The sequence below is a fragment of the Clostridium sp. KNHs205 genome (assembly GCF_000702945.1).
Classification (GTDB): Bacteria; Bacillota; Clostridia; order Lachnospirales; family Lachnospiraceae; genus Anaerocolumna.
On the sequence record NZ_JNLE01000005.1, the window covers coordinates 1,421,022 to 1,440,177 of the forward strand.

Consider the following 19,156-nt stretch of genomic DNA (forward strand, 5'->3'; position numbering starts at 1 on the left):
CCCTGTTATTTTATCACAGCCACAGCTATCATGCAAACATAAACGTATGGTCAGTCTGCAGGAGCTGTATTTGTGTCATTTCCATGAAAAAAATCATATACCTGCTTCGCTGCTCTTGCGTTCATGGTTTCAAGGGCCGCCAGCTCTTCAACCGAAGCTGCCTTTACAGCCTCTAAGGACTGATAATGCTTCATAAGCGCCCTTCGCCTGGTCGCACCAATACCGTCAATATCATCCAGTATTGAGTGTACCTGCTTCTTTCCACGTAAGCTTCTGTGATATTCTATGGCAAAACGGTGGGTTTCATCCTGAATTCTGGTTACAAGCTTAAAGGTTTCGGAAGAGGCAGAGAGGGGAAGTTCCGCATCTTTGTACAAAAGACCTCTGGTACGGTGATTATCATCCTTTACCATACCGCATACCGGAATATCCAGCTTTAATTCCTCCAGTACTTTTAAAGCGATATGTACCTGTCCCTTACCACCATCCATGAGAATAAGATCTGGGTAACGGTTAAAGCTTCCGTACTCTGCATCCAGCATTTTTTCCTTCAACTCTTCGTTCTCCCTGATTCCATGGGTAAATCTCCTGGTTAAGACCTCATACATGGAAGCATAGTCATCAGGACCCTGAACAGATTTTATCTTGAATTTACGGTAGTCATTCCGCTTTGGTTTGCCATTTTCATATACTACCATGGAACCTACTGATTCAAAGCCGCTGATATTGGAAATATCAAAGGCTTCAATACGTTTAAGTCCCGGTATATGAAGCATTTCTCCCAATACCGATAAGGCTCCTGTGGTTTTGGCTTCTTCTCTTTTTATCTTCTCTGAATCCTGCTGAAGTACAAGGGACGCATTCTTTCTTGCCAGCTCAACAAGCCTTTCTTTTTCGCCCTTTACGGGCAGCTTGATGTGAACCTTCTGCCCCCTTTTGACAGTCAGCCACTCTTCTATGATTTCCTGCTCATCCACATTGTCGCTGACATACAGCTCTCTTGGTATATACGGCGTTCCGGCATAGAACTGTTTAATAAAGCTCGACATCAGGCTGCTCTTCGTTTCATTGGTCACATTGGTAAGATAATGATGCTCTCTGCCGATAAGTTTACCGGACCTTATAAAGAATACCTGTACCACAGCTTCATCTCCGGCCGTAGCAAGGGCCACCACATCCCGGTCCTCCTGTTCCTGTCCGGTAATCTTCTGTTTTTCTGAAATCTGCTTCACACTGCCTAGCAGGTCTCTGTAGCCGGCTGCTTCTTCAAACTCCATCTTCTCAGAGGCTTCCAGCATCTTGCCTTCCAGCTGCTTTAATACCGGAGTAAAGTTACCATTTAGAAACTCTAATGCCTGGTTGACAGAAAGCCGGTATTCCTCTTTGGATATATATCCCTGGCAGGGTGCCTTACATTGTTTTATGTGGTAATAGAGACAGGGTCTTTCTTTCCCGATATCCCTTGGCAGATTACGGTTACAGGTTCTAGTGAGGTAAAGCTTCTGTATCAGCTCAATAGTATCCTTTACAGCCTTTGCACTGGTATAGGGACCAAAATACTTCGCTTTATCCTTTCCTCTTTCTCTGGCGAAGAGAACCCTTGGAAAATCCTCCTGAATAGTTACCTTGATATAAGGATAACTTTTGTCGTCCTTTAACATGGTATTGTATTTTGGCCTGTGTTCTTTGATCAGGTTACATTCCAGTACCAGTGCTTCCAGTTCCGAATCCGTAATTATATACTCAAAATACTGAATTCTTGTAACCATCTGCTGAATCTTAGAAGTGAGATTCCTGCTGCTTTGAAAATACTGCCTTACTCTGTTCTTAAGACTGATAGCCTTTCCAATGTATATAATCGTATCATGTTTGTCATGCATGATATATACGCCAGGTTTTGCCGGCAGTTTTTTCAACTCTTCTTCTATATTAAAATACATATTCCCTGCTCCTTTCTGCCTTTTATCTTAAAGCAAAATAATTCGGTGTATGGCTGCATCCGAACACTATGCTTACTGTTAAGCATACCTGCGGTAAGACATAGCACCATACACCGAATTCTAATTTTACCTTCGTGTGTCTGAAAACTGTTTATGCCATGATGGACATTCTGATTTTTTCGATGCCTGCTGCAATTTGGGGCACTTAGAAGTACCGAAATTCCAAATTACAGCTCCCGCATTTCACAAAACCGGGCAATCAGCACGGTGCATATGTTTTCAGAAACACTGCCAGCTTATATTATTAATCGGTTGTTTCTTTATTAATATCAATATCAATTACATGACTGCTGAAAGGATCCTGGGTGTTATTCTTCTCCACTGAGTTATCCTTCTTCTCATTATCAGCTTTGTCATTATTATCAGCCTGATTATTGTTGCTGTCTTTGTCAGCACTGTCAGCATTCTTTGTTATAACCCCATTTATAAGGTTATTACCAGCGGATTCACTTGTCACTTCAGCAATTTTATCTGTACTCTCTTTCTTACCAAGAGGAGGCAGACCTTGTTCTTCTCTCGCTTTGTTTAAGATCTCCATAAATTCTTTTCCGGTGATGGTTTCTTTTTCAATGAGGAATTCTGTAATTCTGTCCAGTATGATTCGGTTTCCTGCTAACAGCTCCTGAGCTCTTGTGTAGCATCTCTTTAATATTTCCATTACTTCATGGTCAATTTCTGCTGCTGTGGCATCACCGCAATTAAGTACGGCTCTTCCGTCAAGATAACGGTTCTCTATGGATTCAAGTCCCATAAGACCGAACTTCTCACTCATACCATACTGGGTTACCATAGCTCTTGCAAGCTGGGTTGCTTTCTCAATATCATTGGAAGCTCCGGTGGTAATTGAGTTAAACACCAGTTCCTCAGCCGCACGGCCGCCGTATAGCGTAACAATTCTGGCAATGAGCTCTTCTTTGCTCATTAAATATTTTTCTTCCTCAGGTACTTGCATTACATATCCTAAGGAGCCCATGGTTCTGGGAACAATGGTTATCTTCTGAACCGGTTCGGCATTTTTTTCAAGGGCAGTTACAAGCGCGTGGCCAACCTCATGGTAGGCAACAATCTTCTTCTCTTCCTTGCTGAGGATTCTGTCCTTCTTCTCTTTACCGGCAATAACCACTTCTACGGATTCAAATAAATCCTCCTGGGTTACTACATTTCTTCCCTGCTTTACAGCAAGGATGGCTGCTTCATTTATCATATTGGCAAGATCGGAACCAACTGCTCCTGAAGTTGCCAATGCAATAGCTTCCAAATCTACGGAATCATGCATCAATACGTCTTTTGCATGAACTTTTAAGATATCGACCCTGCCTTTTAAGTCGGGTTTATCTACAATAACTCTTCTGTCGAAACGACCTGGACGAAGGAGCGCTTTATCAAGAACTTCCGGACGGTTCGTCGCTGCCAGAATAACCAGACCCTTTGAGGAGTCGAAACCATCCATCTCGGACAAGAGCTGATTCAGGGTCTGTTCCCTTTCATCGTTGCCGCCGCCATAATGGTTATCCCTGCTCTTACCAATAGCATCTACCTCATCAATAAAGATAATACAGGGTGCCATCTGCTGAGCCTGCTTGAATAAATCTCTAACCCTGGAAGCACCGACACCAACGAACATTTCCACAAAGTCAGAACCTGACAAGGAGAAGAAAGGTACTTTTGCTTCACCAGCTACTGCTTTGGCAAGAAGCGTCTTACCGGTTCCGGGAGGTCCTACTAATAAGGCACCTTTTGGAAGTTTGGCACCTATGCGGGTATATTTTCCGGGATTATGAAGGAAATCTACCAGCTCTTTTAAGGATTCCTTGGCTTCTTCCTGACCTGCAACATCCTTAAAGTTAACACCGGTTTCTTTTTCTACATATACCTTGGCATTGCTCTTGCCTACTCCCCCCATCATGCCGCCGCTGCTCTTTGAAATCATACGGAATAAGAAATACATTACTACATATATAAGTACGAAAGGCAGCACCCAGGCCAGGATAATATCCAGGATAGAACTTCTGGTATCAGTATTATCCCGCTTAAAATTATCTATTTTCTTGTCTTGAAAGGCCTTTTCCAGCCTGCTTACCAATTGTTCGTCGTTTATTGCTCCGGTATAATATGTTATTGCATATACATCACTTGGTTGTTCCTTGGGTTCAAACAAGATCTTGTCAGATTGTATCAATACTTCTTTTAGCTTACCTTCGTCTAACATACTTAAAAACTTGTTATAGGTTACTTCTACACGAGTACCCTCCTGCAGCTGTTTCACTACAATGGAGAAAAAAATCAATACAATAACCGCTGCAATCAGTATATACAGCAAAGATTTCCTGTTATTGCTGTTATCATTATTCCCATTACCGGGTTTGTTATTATTTCTATTTTTATTGTCCATACTCAACCTCCTTCGTATGCTTTTATTTCGACCATCCATTCATATGGTCTTTTGCGACAGGTAGCTCATTTCCTGTCATTAATTTACCAGCCGGCATATACGACTGGTACTATATTATTTCATTATATAGCTATATCTTCCTATTTTATTCCTTATTAGAAGTACTTCTGTTTAATGATGCTTCATTATCCAGTGCTTCTTACTTGATTATACCTTACCTTTCAGGCATATCATATCAAATTAGAGGTAATACAGTTTATTTATTCTATTCAATTCGTTATTAGTTCATAGTGAATGGATTATACAAGAGTTTCAAATGCTACCCCTTGTTATTCTCTAAACTAATATTTTATCCCTTTGTAAAGAGAAAAGAACCTGGATGTGTTATGATTGGTTTATAATTAACTATATGGTAAACAACGATAATTGTAAATACTGCCTGGACTTCATCTGCTGACTATGCTGTCTTTTAACGATATTTCCTGCTGATAAATTATCATTTTATAAGGAAGCTGTTCAAATCATATCATCTGTAATGTAAAAACACTTTGACTGCAGCATAAGAGACATAGCCCCTGAAAAACAGGCAGTGTTTCTTGTTGCACAGGTTGCAGACTACTTCTTATGATAACCACTAAAAAACATTTCTTAACAGCTGTGCCCAAGATTTTCAAAAACAAGTTAAACTTTAATCCTATATACGTGGTGCTTGAAGCCGATTTATCTTCACCAATCTATTTCCATTTTATATGTCTTCTGAAAGATTTTCAGAAAATAAAGAACAATTATAATATAAGGAAGTGTTTAAAAAGCTACAATTCATTATAATGTGAGTTTACTTATAAATCAATACATATGTCATGAAATTTTTATTGTGGAAATTAAAAATCTATGAAGTTTTTTTACTTTTTTAAAATTTCTACTGGATTTCTTGAAGCAAAGATAGTATAATAGCTGTTGATTGTTTAAAATTAGGACAATGCCTTAAAACGATGACTAGCAGGTACATCGAGTGTTTAAGGCGTTTTTCATTATACCATATAGAAAGATCAAAGGAGGATTCATGTAATGGGTGTCAAATATGTTTTTGTTACCGGTGGTGTTGTTTCAGGATTAGGCAAGGGTATAACCGCAGCTTCCTTAGGACGATTATTAAAAGAGCGGGGTTATAAGGTGACAATGCAGAAATTCGATCCTTATATAAATATCGACCCAGGAACCATGAACCCCATTCAGCATGGAGAAGTATTTGTAACTGATGACGGTGCAGAAACAGATTTGGATTTAGGACATTATGAACGCTTCATTGATGAAAGCCTTACTAAAAAATCCAATGTAACCACCGGTAAAATATATTGGTCCGTTCTTTCCAAAGAGCGCAGGGGCGACTTCGGCGGAGGAACCGTACAGGTAATTCCTCATATTACAAACGAAATCAAGAATCGCTTCTATCACGATGACAAATGCGAAGACACCCAGATTGCCATCATTGAAGTAGGCGGTACAGTTGGTGACATAGAAAGCCAGCCCTTCCTGGAAGCTATTCGTCAGTTCCAGCATGATGTAGGCCATGAAAATGCTCTTCTGATCCACGTTACTCTGATTCCTTATCTGAGAGCATCCGGCGAAATGAAGACAAAACCCACCCAGGCAAGTGTAAAAGAGCTTCAGGGTATGGGTATCCGTCCGGATATCATTGTATGCCGTACTGAGGTCCCCTTAGAACCGGGTATCAAAGAGAAAATAGCACTTTTCTGTAATGTTCCCAGCAACCATGTAATTCAGAACCTGGATGTAGAGACCCTTTACGAAGCCCCCCTTGCTATGGAAAAGGAACATCTTGCAAATATTGCATGTGAATGTCTGAAACTTGATTGTCCTACTCCTGATTTAAGTGCTTGGGAGAACATGGTAGAGGCTCTCAAGCATCCGGAAAAAGAGGTTACAATTGCACTGGTTGGAAAGTATACTCAGCTCCATGATGCTTACATCAGTGTTGTAGAATCCCTAAAACATGGTGCAGTTCCTCATAAAGCATCCGTTAATATTAAATGGATTCCTTCTGAAACATTAACCGATGAAAATGCTGCGGGAATTTTAGAAGGTGTACATGGTATATTAGTTCCCGGAGGTTTCGGTGACAGAGGTATAGAAGGTAAAATTTCAGCAATTCGTTATGCCCGTGAAAACAATGTGCCTTTCCTTGGACTTTGCCTTGGAATGCAGCTTGCAATCGTAGAATTCTCCCGTAATGTTATCGGCTTTGCTGATGCTCACAGTGTTGAGTTAGATCCAGCCACTACTCATCCGGTTATTCACTTAATGCCTGAGCAGGACGGTATCGAAGATATCGGCGGTACCTTAAGACTTGGTTCTTATCCCTGTGTATTAGATGAAACAAGCAAGGCCTTTGAATTATATGGCGATAAGATCATACACGAGCGTCACAGACATCGTTATGAAGTAAATAACTATTATCGTGAGGACTTCATTAAGAACGGTATAAAGTTATCCGGTTTATCACCTGACGGGCGCATCGTTGAGATGATGGAGTTAAGTGACCATCCCTGGTTTATTGCAACACAGGCTCATCCTGAATTTAAGTCAAGACCTAACAGGCCACATCCTTTGTTTGATGGATTTGTGGGTGCTGCGATTAAGAAGCTTGAGAAGTAGTAATTTTAAGTAAGTATTGTGGACTTGATATAGTATCTGGTTGCTACTTCATGAGGAAGCTTGAGAAGAAGCAATTTGAACTGGTATGGTAAAGTCTATAAAGTATCTGATAGTTGTTTCATGAAGAATGTAATTTATAAGTAGACTTAGAGTAATATTTATAACGTTAATAATTACTGTATAAGACTATTGATATGAAGTTAATAAAGGTTAAAACATAAATTAAGTGTAAACGAATGCCGCTTTAAGGTCTGATATGCCCCCTGTCAAATAGATAGGGGGCATATCAGTATCATTATAGCGGCTTTCTTATTATTTGTTCAGCAACCGTCAAATAAGTCAGTGTCTATAAAAATAGCCAACCTTCTTATTTCGAGGCAATATTAGTTGCCATTTGTTATTATTTCATTATTATTTGATTGATAACATCTTTCATTATTATTTGGTTGATAACATCCTACTTTACTTTTTAAAAAGTGAATGCACAGCTACAAAAAATGAACCAATAAATATTACGATATCTGAAATGTTAAATACAATTTTCTTTAAAAACTTAAAGCTAAAATAATCAACCACATATCCTCTGGTTATTCGGTCATAAACATTACTCAAAGCACCTCCTAGTATGAGGGAAAGGGCAAACTTAAGTAATCTGTCACCTTTTTTGGGAAGCAGGAACAGGAAAACCAGAAGTATTATTCCAAGCAGGGTTAAGGATATATTCTTTACAAGTTTTGCATCCTTTTCCAGGAAATTGAGCATAGCTCCTTTATTGTGATAACGTTCCAGGATGATGTTTCCATTAAATATTTCTTCCTTTTTGTGCATTTCCTTATTGTCTTCAATGTATTTTTTTATTTTAATCTCCAGTAAAAAAATAATTGCTGCGATGGTTATATAAATCAACTGCTCCACCTCCTGTTGGTTGTTATGTTGTCATTGTTAGTTTCATTAAGCATTATCTCTTATCATTATTACATTGACTTATTTGTATATTGGTTCTTATTTAAATTTATTAATCTAATTTTTATTTATTTCCTTTAGTCGAAAAGGAAATCCATATGATAATGCATGTATTGATTCCTTCCATTGCGTCCTAAAGAAGGAAGAGTTCAATCATCATAAATACAGATTTCAATGCTGTCCGCAAGGTTGTATTTGAATCGAATCCTGGTACAATAGAAAAGGATTCAAAGTGATTATTTGACTCCACAGGCTACTCATGAGGCTACCTAAGCGGCATCAAAAATAAATTTTTTGTGTCTACGTTATTAACACAAGTCCAACTTATATTTATCTATTTTATTAATTTAAATAAGTATAGCAAATTATTCCATACCAATCAATAGAAACAAAAATATTATATAATAATTTAGTCATATAGTATCATGCATTTAATTTAATTGTTCTTATCAGCTAAACTCTTTTCGCAACTCCACTGCCTGCTGCCTGTATAAGAGGGCTTGTTCAATAGTTCCACCTTTTTCATAACAGTCAGCTAATCTATCAACAGGATAATCTTTACTATAGCGGATATTTAGCTCCGCCTCTGTTTCATATGCTGCATTCATAAACCATATAGCAGCTTCCTGATAGTCCTCATTGCTAAAATAAAACTCGCCCAAGTCATAACATACCTCTGCACTTGCATTACCCGATGCCAGGTTTTTCAAAGCATGCTTTAGTATAAGCGCAGGGTCATTTTTTATACGTCCACAGCGTACTAATACACATTGTATTGCCTTTAACTGTTCAGGAGCTAGATTACTCTCTAAAACATTTATAAAATATGGCTCTGCTTTTAGAAAATCTTCATTATCTCCTGCTATAAATAATTCTCTGGCATACATACCAAGGAGCTTCTCTGACAAGGTTACCCCTTTATTAATCAGTTTGTTAAAGAAGCTAAAATCTCTTGAAGCATGGTTGCTCTCGGGCATATGGATAATTTCGATCTCGCTGTCGTAGATAATGGGATTTATTTGTACTGTTTCGTGTATTGGGTCTACCCAGGAAAACTGGCGCAGTCGTTTATACAGTTTTGGTCTGTACTCTTTGTCAAAATTATATGTTGTATTGAATTCCAGCTGATTTGTGTAAAACATCTGTACAATATCTATTTCAGGTAACAAACATTGTTTTAGTTTGTAAAATCTTTCTCTGTTAATCTCATCAATATACTCATCTGCATCTGCAACATAAATATAATCCATGCCTGCTTTTGAAAAGGAGAAGTTCCTGGCAGCTGCAAAGTCGTCTATCCATTGAAAGTCAAAGATCCTGCAATTATATTTCTCTGCGATTAGTTTCGTATTATCGGTTGAGCCGGTATCTACAAGAATAATTTCATCAACTAAACCATCAAGGCTCTTCAAACACCTGTCCAGGACTCTTTCTTCATTTTTTACAATCATACATGCACTTATGGTTATCATATGTACTCTCCTTTCAAATGATGTATCCATTTAGGACAAAGGCTTGAAATATCAACGCCTTGAGTCATTTGTTAAAATATACATAATATTATTTTGTTTATTGTTTCGTCATTTTATCCTGTATTATGCTATATTTTATGGCAAATCTTACAATTTCAATGTTTTAATACATTTTTCATATCTTTGCATAAATTATAATCGACATTTATATTTATAAACACTTATTTTTAGACAATCAATAGAAAAAGCCTGTAAATACTGGATTCTTGAGAATTTTTTCCCGATGTTTGGTTATTTTGTCCATAAAAAGGCAATACCATTGTAAAATTCGCCTAGTACTATGTGCCTATTAGACAAAGCTTTTGTAAATTTATGGTTGTCATTCTGCACAACTATTCTGGAATTAATCGTCATATTACCAATATTGTACAATCATATTAGTCGTGCTATAATACACATATAGCAAGAACAAACGCTTGCTAACACTTCTTTATAACTGATGTTCCTATAATTATTTTGTTCTTGCTCCTTTAATTAAGGAACACGGTTTCTACTGCTCTAGATATATCTATAGTGAATTCGAAATTGGAGTTTTTAGCACGGGGATGGGTTAAAAGCTCCTTTTTCATGTATAAATTGCTTCAGCCTAATTATATAAGCAAATTCTATAGCACTATACCTTTCAATCTACAGTTATTGATTTCTATAATTCGCTTATCATATCTCTGAACATATCTTCTATGCTTTTTGAAGGTTTCCAACCAAGTGACATCAATTTTTGTCCAGAAAGTCGAAGAGTAGTATTTATTGCATATCCATATATGTTGTTATCCGGAATATCATATGTTACCATTATTTTCCCATCTGCTATTTTGCTAGCTACCAACTCTGCCACCTGTCGAATTGACATAGTATTTTCTTCATTTACTACATTATACGCTTCCCCAGATATTCCCTTTTCAAGGATGGTCATAATCCCAACAACAGAATCTTCTATTCCACAATAGTTACCCATTGAATTCCCATGTGTATGAAGAATGATATTATTCCCTGTTTTGGCAGCTTTTGCAAATTGTGCAAAAACTCTTGTGTCAGATAACAATACGCCACTACCAAAAGTCTGAGCAAGACGTGCAATCTTCACAGGAATGTTATACTCTTTATAGTAAGAATAGCATATATTTTCTGCCATACGTTTTCCTAATGGATAACAACTACGAACATTAAAAATATCAATCTCTCCAAGTTCATTCTCTGAAATACGGTTTCCTTCGTTACAATCTACTTTCCCATATACCTCCATACTAGATAAATAAACTATGCTCTTTGGCTGATACCTACATGCCAATTTCATAATATTCTGCGTTGTATTTACTATACTTTCTATTGTCTCTACTGGGCTTGCTACCATTTTTGATGAATTGGTTATAGCTGCGCAATGAATAATATAGTCCCAACATCCTTGTACCTTCCCTACAATATCTTTGCTTGTTAAGTCTGCTTCTATGATTTCTACCTTTTCCCGTATTGAACCCACTTTTGAGGCATCTCGAACAACTATTGATAATTTATCATTAGAGTTTTTTTCATAAAGATAATCAACTATTTTGCTACCTATGTAACCAGTAGCTCCAGTAATTAAATAATTTTTATTTTCTCTCATTACATCTCCATTAAGTTAAAACTTCTATTACAAAACTCATCCACTAACGGATTATCCGCGAAGTAGCTAAGCTCCAACTTTGTATATTGAGAATCAATATATTTAATCAAAGTATCTGCAAAATACAAATCAAAAGAAGCAAATTTGCTATTCTGTGATAACAAATCCTTAAAACCATCAAGAATTCCATTCTGGATAATCTTCAAAGACTCCAATTGACTTTCACTTCTATTTTCTTTTCCAAATACAGGTTCTCCATCGTCATCAAAAGCAACAAGTGTTGGTTCAAATGATGTAAATACATTTTCCATAAAAAAATACTTACTTATAATAGCTAATTGATTTTCATATACTGAAGTTTCAGGGCATAATGCTCTTATCTTTAGTTTCTCTTTATGCTCATCATATAATCTGGCAAAATAAAATCCTACGTTCTCCCATTCCATAAACTGTTCCATGGCCATTTGACATGTACCAGATGATACAAAATCAAAAAAACCAATCTTCTTATTTACATCAATTTCTTGTTTATTGATATACTTGAGATAATTTTTTTTTACATCATTTGCAAATGAAAAAATATCATCTCTATGACGTAAAATATACTCCACTTCTGTCTCTTCTTCTATTTCATTCTGTAATTCATACTCTTTTAAACCGAATCGTCTCATCAAGAGTTCCTTAACATTTCCAGCAAATGCAAGTGACGCCGCATAATTTATATCATCGTCATTTCTAAGCCCAGCTATCAAACATACGCTCCGAGACGCATAAAAGTACTTATACATCGGTAGATTCACATCTGAATCCAGTTCTTTTACTATATTTAGAAGTTTTTCTATAAGATATCCATCTCTTGCCCCTAACAAAAGTGTTCCTATCTCTTCCTTTTTACACATATCTATTAGCCAGTTCACAAAAACTGTTACAATCGGAGTCAAAAAGCTGTATCCCATATCGTACTCAGAGCACAAGGAAAGCTTGCCTTTCGTATGTTCGAAAACAAAGGGATTATTGAACTGCTTTGCAATAAACCGTCCAATATAATTTCTATTCGCTAACAATCCCGCATGGTTAATCAAATCATTAGCGACCGAATCTGTAAGCATATCATAGGCACTTTTAATATAAAAGCTGTTATCAATACCTGCAATTTGACTCGCCCTAATATCTGCTTCTTCATTATCTCCAATGTGAAGAATTCTCTTCTTTCCATATTTAGTTCTAAGAATTTCAAACAGACCATTATATTTTGCTACACCTTGTTCATTTGATACAAAAATAGGTATATCGTTTATTAAATAACCGTTTTGTTCCAAGAATTTTTTCAAGATCTTACTTGAAAAATACATATCTGATGTGATACAAATTGCTTTTCCTTTTCCTTTTGTATAGGAAAAAATATCTATCATTTTCTTTCTTGCAATTAGACATTTTAATTCCTGATTAATTTCTTCCGACATCCAATCATTCAAAATCTCTGAATTCAATTTAAATGATTTATTTATCTCTATATATATTTCCTGAATATTGGGCTGTTTGATTAAATATAAATCCTGTTCCGATTTTATTCTAGCCTTTGCATATCCACCAGCTAATTCTATTCCATATTTTTCAATGAGAATTTCTTCAACAGATTGAAAAACATCGCGCGGAGTCAGTGATGTTCTCATCAACATGGTATCAAAAATATCAAAGCTCACAACATCAGATTTATCAATGAGATCTTTTAATTTTTCCTCCTCAATATTAGTGTATATCTCTGGTAGCCTAGACCACTCTTCATTCTCCAAACTTTGTTTTATGCCATTTATATCGAATACCTCAATATTATTTTCTTTACAAAAATCAGAAATTCGCCTATAAATAATTGGCACATTCGATGCTCGTGCAACGATTACTATAACCCGAACACCCAATAACAATGCTTCCTCACAAGTAATTACCATTTTATCGAAAATTGTCTCACCTGTACGCACTTCATCCATTAAACCTACCACATTAAAATTTGGTAATTCATTTAACACCACCTGTGTGTTCTTCCCCAATCCATAAATCACCATTGGAACTTCTTTATATCGCGTGAAATTTTTAGCAAATGAATCAACAACAAATTGAGTTTCATTAATCATTCTATATCCCCCAAATCTTGTCTTATTGAAGTAGTGCTTATTCCATCTGTATAATCAAAAAATTCCATTGCTACACCATGCTTCTCAAGAAATCTTCTTTCTTCCTTCCAGTGATTTATATGATCACTTCCCGCAAAATGACAATCATAATGAAATACCTTCCATGCATCAATCTTATCAGTATTTGTAAAATCAACTTTAACTACTTTATCTACATACCTTATAGCTTCAACTATTGCAGTACGCTCTTCTAACTTGATATATGGCTTTCTTCCCTTATAACATTCTATCAACTCATCTGTACATATTCCTACTATCAAAAACTCACATCTCTCTTTTGCTTTTTTTATGAGATTTAAATGACCCATATGAAATAAATCAAATGACCCCGGAATATAGCCAATATGATACATAAAGATTACCCCCTTACTTCTTCCGTACTAAAATTTCTACCACATTGTTTTATAAATTTTATAGGTTTATGTTCAACTGAACATTAACACTTTTCTCTTTTAGCTATAATGATGTCCCTTATTATACCTATCACCTAATCCCTTACCCTAAATCTCTGCTTTCATCAATATACAGAAAACTTCTGGCCGATTGTTTAAAAGCTATTCGGCGTACAAAATTGTTTCATTTGATAATAAGCTGTATTGTCTCATCCATATTCTATAATCAGGTCTAAGCTCCAATAGTAATCGTGGGATTTCAATAAAATGCTTCGCATTATGATACACAGAAACAGCTAATCTCGGCTTTTGTTCTGTTATAATTTTCGTTGCACCTACTATTGCATCATATTCCGCTCCCTCTATATCCATTTTTATAAAGGTTATCTCTTCTCCAGATAAAAGCTCGTCAAGAGCAACACAATCTATTGTTTCTATTTTATCGTTCTTTAAAATATTTTCACCCAATCTAATAATTCTAGCATCTTCATTTCCATTAGCTATAAAGGAAACTGATTTCGTTTTATCGGATAAGCCATAGGGATATATGGAACAATTGCGAAGTCCTTGTAAGGTCACCTTACATATTTCATAGGATTTTTTATCTGGTTCAAAGCTGAATATCTTATTATAGCCAAGTTGTCCACACCATCCTGCAAAACGATATGCCGTACCACCATCCCAGCATCCTGCATCTACAAATGACTCATTTTGATGTGGTACAAAAAAATCAAAGTACTGTGAACTATTATTTCTATAATCCGGAATAGAAATAAGAATATTTTCATTTGATATGCCTTCGCTTTGCAGCTGTTCTCTAATTTTCTCAGTAATATCTCTATTTGAGACGCTTATTATAAATATAGTATTATCTATACCATATTTACCAATATAATTTTCTAAAGAATATATAAATAATCCAGTCAATGGCTCTATTTCTTCATTATGATAATTATCTATAAAAGCAAAAAAATCAATAAAACTAAAACCTTTTGCTATGTTTTTACCATTAGCTCCTGCTCCAAAAATAACTACTTTTTTATTTGCGCTGCTTAAGGTTCTTAGCTTTTCACCGTAAAACTCAATATCCGCATTCAAGTTTCTATATTTTACAGGAATATTGGTAATAAAGCTCATATCCATTGTTGCTGAATAATTTAGCCGCGCTGTAAATATCACCTTTGATATTTCATCTTCTAACTTATCATAAATACGCTTTGCTTCATTAAACATACTTAATAACTCCTTTATTTCAGCGAATTTTCAAATCATTACATACTATAAAATCCAAAAAAATCTTCTCCATATTAAATACTTATTTATATATTATGTCTTTTTTGCAATGAACTTTTATCATAATATTTGTCCGCAGTTTTTTATCTTTAATAGTTGATTAAGAGTACTCTACAAAACAGCATATAGAACTGTTTCTACGGAATATATACTATAATGCCTTAAATATAGTTTGTATTCTGGTACATAGTCGTGTATTATCTTTGGTATGGTTAAAAAATCCTCTGGTTTGTGATAAACAGATATTGCCAGCTTAGGCTTGTACTTCTTTATTACCTGCTCTGCACCCTTTAGGGCTTCTTGCTCCGCACCTTCAATATCCATCTTGATAAAAGAAATCGGTTGATCAATCAGCAAGGAATCTATTCTTCGTACTTCTATTTTTTCATTACCTTCAACATCAATTCTTGAGGTTCCAGCGCCAACTGCTTTAAAAAACAACTCACCATCAGATGACCAAACACCATACGGAAGTATTTCAACCTCTAAATTTTTAGCAATCCTTTTCTCTTTGCATATCTTGATATTTTCTTCATCTGGTTCAAATGCATATATTGTTTTTATTTTCTTATTACAGTTACCAACAAAATTTTCACATGTCTGTAAATCAAGAGCACCACAATCGACAAATACTTCGTTATCATTATAACTGATTAATGATTTATCAAAATATTGTTGTTTCGTTAAAGCTGCACTACCAAGTATGTCTTCATCTCTAACTCCACAGCTAAGTAAATAATCATATATCTCTTTAAAGTACATTTCTGATCCTATAGAAACACATACTCCCCCATTTTTATAATTATTTATAAATTCTTCAGGGCCTTTTACACCTTCATTAGAGAACCTTTTATAATTTCTATCTACAAAACCCTCAACCTGTATGTTGTGTATCTCTAATATGCTTTTTAATGCTCTTCCTTCCCCTCCAGCACCATAAATAAAAAGCTTATTCTTTTTCGTTTTTTCATTAGCCAACTTCAAATATTTGTTCCATGAAAACGCTCTATGATAATCCTTTACATTACCTTCTACCATATCAAATATATATTTGTAATCTTTGGTAATATGGAACATCATCTGTTTGATCAAAATATCCTTAGATTCTTCATCTTGTAGCAAGTTGTAAATCCTCCTTGCCTCTGAAGTAAAATTACTTATCATTTTCCGCCTCCTTAATCCCAATCTTCCCTATAAATGATCTTATAATCTTTGATTCCTCTAATCTTCAGCTTTTTGACTGCATCATCTATGTCCATACACATAATAACTGTCCTATGCTTGTCCTTATTTATTTCATCTATTGAACAAATTTTAAATCCCTCAATGGTATTTCCCCATACACTTTCATTATCAGATGCCACAAAATCCATCTCACATAGTTTCCCATAACCTTTAATAAACCACTTAAAATAACCTTCTGAACCATAGAATACGATTTTCTTGTTTCCTACTTCATCAAATAAATATTTTATTAATTGCACTGACATCCTTGGAACATCCCAATACTCATATTGATTTGCCATATGGAAATTCTCGATAAATTCTTTTGCTGTAAGACTTTCACTAATACTATTTAAGAAACACTTTTCTTCCTTCTCAAAATAACACCAACAATCCTCTAACTCGTATTTTTTCTTTATATCATTCCATAAAATATCTGAAACCTCCGATAGCATTCTGATATGTTCCAAACTTCTATATAATATATATTTGGCTGGATAATCTCTGACGATATATTCCTGATCAAAGAAAATCAATTGATTATCCTGGTAAAAACAATTAAGTGGCGTCATCTCTGGATAAGCTTTTTTAAGTATAATTCCCCAATTATGATCACCGTATTTTTCATTCCATCCAGTCGCATTCATACTATAATCTGAAGATTTCAATATATTTTCATATAACTGATCTAACAGAGTATAGAATAAGTTCTCATCTTTTAATATAGCCTCTGCCATCACTCTGCTTAAAAGAGGTTCCTTAATTCTTGGCATAATCGCCTTTCCGTCCACAATCTTTATATCAACTGTGTTAACTCCTCGTCTTCTTATTTCTTCCATATGCTCTTGTAATGTAGACATCTTGCTTGAGTTATTAATAATAGATGCTTTTTCAACATATTTCGCCTTTATCTTAGTATATGTACTCCCCTCACCTCTTAGAGAAGCAATCTTAACTCGAAGTACCTCATCTAACTCTTGAACCATGCAATCTGAACATTCTAACAAAAAAGATCCCGCAATTATATTAGGTTCAAATGTATAAAAGCTTTTCTTATAATTGCTCCATAGACATTCTCTGGATTCGTCGATATTAGCAGCATATGGAATAACTGTTTTAGCCACATCAGCATCTGCTCTAATAGAATCAGTATAAATTTCTTGTGCAAATATATAGTCTGGAAATATATAGTAATTCTTTATATTCTTAAACAGTGGACTTAGTTGTTTTCTAGTACTATCAAGACTATCCGCACGGTTATATGAGTTCCTGACACCAACTGTACTGAGGGATGAAAAGATATTATTAAAAACAAAAAGTAATTTCCCCTCTTTTTTAAGTAACTGCTTCCATTCATGATACTTTTCCTGTACATCCACTTCTGTGTAATAGTACGGAAATGGGTCAATTGCTATAATATAATCATATACAGTATTTAAATCTTTTCTCATAACACATTGCAAATGATCGCTATTATTCTTTCTCAGTATAATTTCCGCCTGTTTATTAGATTTAACTAAACATGCTACCTCTAAATTCTTACTAAGAAGTATAGACGTTAGTTCCCCTTTATTAGGATTAATTTCTAAAACAGTAGCATTTTGTGGAAACTCATACCAATATAACAATCCACTTCGCATAATACTATCTTCTTTGAATTTTTTCCATAATTCTATGCCTTCTTTTTTATCCATAGTCTTTGTTCTCTTTTAATCTCCTTTTCGTAACATCTCACATAGTTCTCCAGAAAAATAAATGGATGATAATTATCATAATCTTTTATCTGAAGAATAATATCAACAAAGAAGATATTGCATATAATAAGATGCACTTTCTTAACATCAAATACAAAAAATCGATTCGGGCTGATAATCTCGCATCCTTCTAAGAAATTTCCCCATTTCTTCGAATCACTGTCAACAATGTAATCCGGTTTTCTAAAACCACAAAAGTTATGCAAAAAGTAATGTGCCATATTTCCTGCACCCCATAAAACAAATATGTCATCCTTCTTAATTTTCCAGAATTCCCGAATATCTTGCAAAGTTCTAGTATATGGGATATCAGAGTTAAAATACTTTCCCCAAAGATGCTTGGGCACTCTTTCTTTCTCCTCTGGAAGTTGGTCGTATTTTTTCCCATAAATTGAATTCAGAACTTTCTCCCAATGTTTAGGAGCGGGTAGTATTAATTCTCCAAATATAACATTTACACTTTCAGAGAACCATTCACTTCTCATTAATGGATGTTGATAAATTGTATATGCAGAACAAAATTCTGATGTATCATGCTTGCTAATACACTCCTCTAGTAATTTCAACAAATCTGAATAAGTATATCCTTCAGCATTTTCTTTTAACCATCTTCTTCGTGTTTCTGTTAGGCTTTGTATAAACCCATGATCCTCACCATATTTTCTGTACAGACTCATTTCATATAGAAAGTCTAATTCTTCATTTTTTATTTTTTGATCGGCTGAATTGCTAAAAGTGTAATCCAAACACTCTATGTCTATATTAATTCCATATGCCCCATTTTCTGAAAAACAATTAAAATCAATGTAAGTAGTGTGAGGATCTATAAAACGAATAACACTGCAGGTGAATTCTTCCAAATCATTTTCAAAAATAAATCTATCCTGCTTCCCTACTTTCTTTACGTATTCCTTAAGTTTATATAAATCCTCTCTCCATATCCAAAAATCCACATCATCATCCCATGGAATAAACCCCTGATGTCTAATAGCTCCAAGAAGTGTTCCAAAGGCTGCATAATATCGTATATTACAAGCATTACAAATCTGCTGAAATTCACGTGTTAATTCTATCTGGGTATGGCGAAATTTATGAAACTCAGCTGTTGTTAGTAATTTTCTCAAATCCTCCATAA

General features: G+C 35.1%; 12 protein-coding genes. 1 reads left to right on the top strand and 11 read right to left on the bottom strand.

The annotated features are described in order from the left end of the window. Positions 1 to 50 precede the first annotated feature (50 nt). Both uvrC and ftsH read right to left on the bottom strand, forming a co-directional pair. Entirely contained in the window at positions 51 to 1,940 is a 1,890-nt protein-coding gene (gene uvrC / locus BR73_RS0125595) for an excinuclease ABC subunit UvrC (protein WP_033168587.1), read from the bottom strand. 304 nt (positions 1,941 to 2,244) lie between these two features. Next, complete coding sequence (gene ftsH / locus BR73_RS0125600; RefSeq protein WP_051685581.1) at positions 2,245 to 4,392, bottom strand: ATP-dependent zinc metalloprotease FtsH; 2,148 nt, start codon at positions 4,390 to 4,392, stop codon at positions 2,245 to 2,247. Between the two features lie 1,068 nt (positions 4,393 to 5,460). Between ftsH and BR73_RS0125605 the strand changes: the two genes are divergently transcribed. After that, positions 5,461 to 7,068 carry a CTP synthase gene (locus BR73_RS0125605; RefSeq protein WP_033168588.1) on the top strand — a complete coding sequence of 536 codons (1,608 nt, stop codon included), beginning with the start codon at positions 5,461 to 5,463 and terminating at the stop codon, positions 7,066 to 7,068. Between the two features lie 462 nt (positions 7,069 to 7,530). Here the strand turns inward: BR73_RS0125605 and lspA are convergent, their stop codons facing one another. The 9 genes from lspA to BR73_RS0125650 all read right to left on the bottom strand — a co-directional run bounded on the left by lspA (position 7,531) and on the right by BR73_RS0125650 (position 19,154). Then, positions 7,531 to 7,974 (bottom strand): signal peptidase II, encoded by a 444-nt coding sequence (lspA, locus tag BR73_RS0125610; protein ID WP_033168589.1) that lies wholly within the window; start codon positions 7,972 to 7,974, stop codon positions 7,531 to 7,533. A 506-nt stretch (positions 7,975 to 8,480) separates the two neighbouring features. Further along, entirely contained in the window at positions 8,481 to 9,503 is a 1,023-nt protein-coding gene (locus tag BR73_RS0125615; RefSeq protein WP_033168590.1) for a glycosyltransferase family 2 protein, read from the bottom strand. Between the two features lie 703 nt (positions 9,504 to 10,206). Next, positions 10,207 to 11,166 carry an NAD(P)-dependent oxidoreductase gene (locus BR73_RS0125620; protein WP_051685582.1) on the bottom strand — a complete coding sequence of 320 codons (960 nt, stop codon included), beginning with the start codon at positions 11,164 to 11,166 and terminating at the stop codon, positions 10,207 to 10,209. Beyond that, positions 11,166 to 13,298, bottom strand: a complete 2,133-nt coding sequence (locus BR73_RS0125625; protein WP_033168591.1) for an HAD-IA family hydrolase — start codon at positions 13,296 to 13,298, stop codon at positions 11,166 to 11,168. The genes BR73_RS0125620 and BR73_RS0125625 overlap by 1 nt, the downstream gene beginning before the upstream one ends. Beyond that, positions 13,295 to 13,711 (bottom strand): adenylyltransferase/cytidyltransferase family protein, encoded by a 417-nt coding sequence (locus BR73_RS0125630; RefSeq protein WP_033168592.1) that lies wholly within the window; start codon positions 13,709 to 13,711, stop codon positions 13,295 to 13,297. Before BR73_RS0125630 ends, BR73_RS0125625 begins: the two co-directional genes overlap by 4 nt. Before the next feature lie 201 nt (positions 13,712 to 13,912). Further along, on the bottom strand, positions 13,913 to 14,983 hold the full coding sequence (locus BR73_RS27990; protein ID WP_051685583.1) for an FkbM family methyltransferase: 1,071 nt from the start codon (positions 14,981 to 14,983) through the stop codon (positions 13,913 to 13,915). A gap of 171 nt (positions 14,984 to 15,154) precedes the next feature. Further along, positions 15,155 to 16,207: an FkbM family methyltransferase gene (locus BR73_RS27995; protein WP_051685584.1), complete on the bottom strand. Its 1,053-nt coding sequence runs from the start codon at positions 16,205 to 16,207 to the stop codon at positions 15,155 to 15,157. Between the two features lie 11 nt (positions 16,208 to 16,218). Next, a complete protein-coding gene (locus BR73_RS0125645) occupies positions 16,219 to 17,961 on the bottom strand; it encodes a hypothetical protein (protein WP_033168593.1) in 1,743 nt (580 codons plus the stop codon). Next, positions 17,940 to 19,154 carry a LicD family protein gene (locus tag BR73_RS0125650; protein WP_033168594.1) on the bottom strand — a complete coding sequence of 405 codons (1,215 nt, stop codon included), beginning with the start codon at positions 19,152 to 19,154 and terminating at the stop codon, positions 17,940 to 17,942. The genes BR73_RS0125645 and BR73_RS0125650 overlap by 22 nt, the downstream gene beginning before the upstream one ends. Between the last annotated feature and the right edge of the window lie 2 nt (positions 19,155 to 19,156).

Coding starts and splice junctions, on each gene's coding strand:
- uvrC (WP_033168587.1), bottom strand. CDS start 1,940: ATGTATTTTAATATAGAAGAAGAGTTGAAAAAACTGCCGGCAAAACCT.
- ftsH (WP_051685581.1), bottom strand. CDS start 4,392: ATGGACAATAAAAATAGAAATAATAACAAACCCGGTAATGGGAATAAT.
- BR73_RS0125605 (WP_033168588.1), top strand. CDS start 5,461: ATGGGTGTCAAATATGTTTTTGTTACCGGTGGTGTTGTTTCAGGATTA.
- BR73_RS0125615 (WP_033168590.1), bottom strand. CDS start 9,503: ATGATAACCATAAGTGCATGTATGATTGTAAAAAATGAAGAAAGAGTC.
- BR73_RS0125620 (WP_051685582.1), bottom strand. CDS start 11,166: ATGAGAGAAAATAAAAATTATTTAATTACTGGAGCTACTGGTTACATA.
- BR73_RS0125625 (WP_033168591.1), bottom strand. CDS start 13,298: ATGATTAATGAAACTCAATTTGTTGTTGATTCATTTGCTAAAAATTTC.
- BR73_RS0125630 (WP_033168592.1), bottom strand. CDS start 13,711: ATGTATCATATTGGCTATATTCCGGGGTCATTTGATTTATTTCATATG.
- BR73_RS27990 (WP_051685583.1), bottom strand. CDS start 14,983: ATGTTTAATGAAGCAAAGCGTATTTATGATAAGTTAGAAGATGAAATA.
- BR73_RS27995 (WP_051685584.1), bottom strand. CDS start 16,207: ATGATAAGTAATTTTACTTCAGAGGCAAGGAGGATTTACAACTTGCTA.
- BR73_RS0125645 (WP_033168593.1), bottom strand. CDS start 17,961: ATGGATAAAAAAGAAGGCATAGAATTATGGAAAAAATTCAAAGAAGAT.
- BR73_RS0125650 (WP_033168594.1), bottom strand. CDS start 19,154: ATGGAGGATTTGAGAAAATTACTAACAACAGCTGAGTTTCATAAATTT.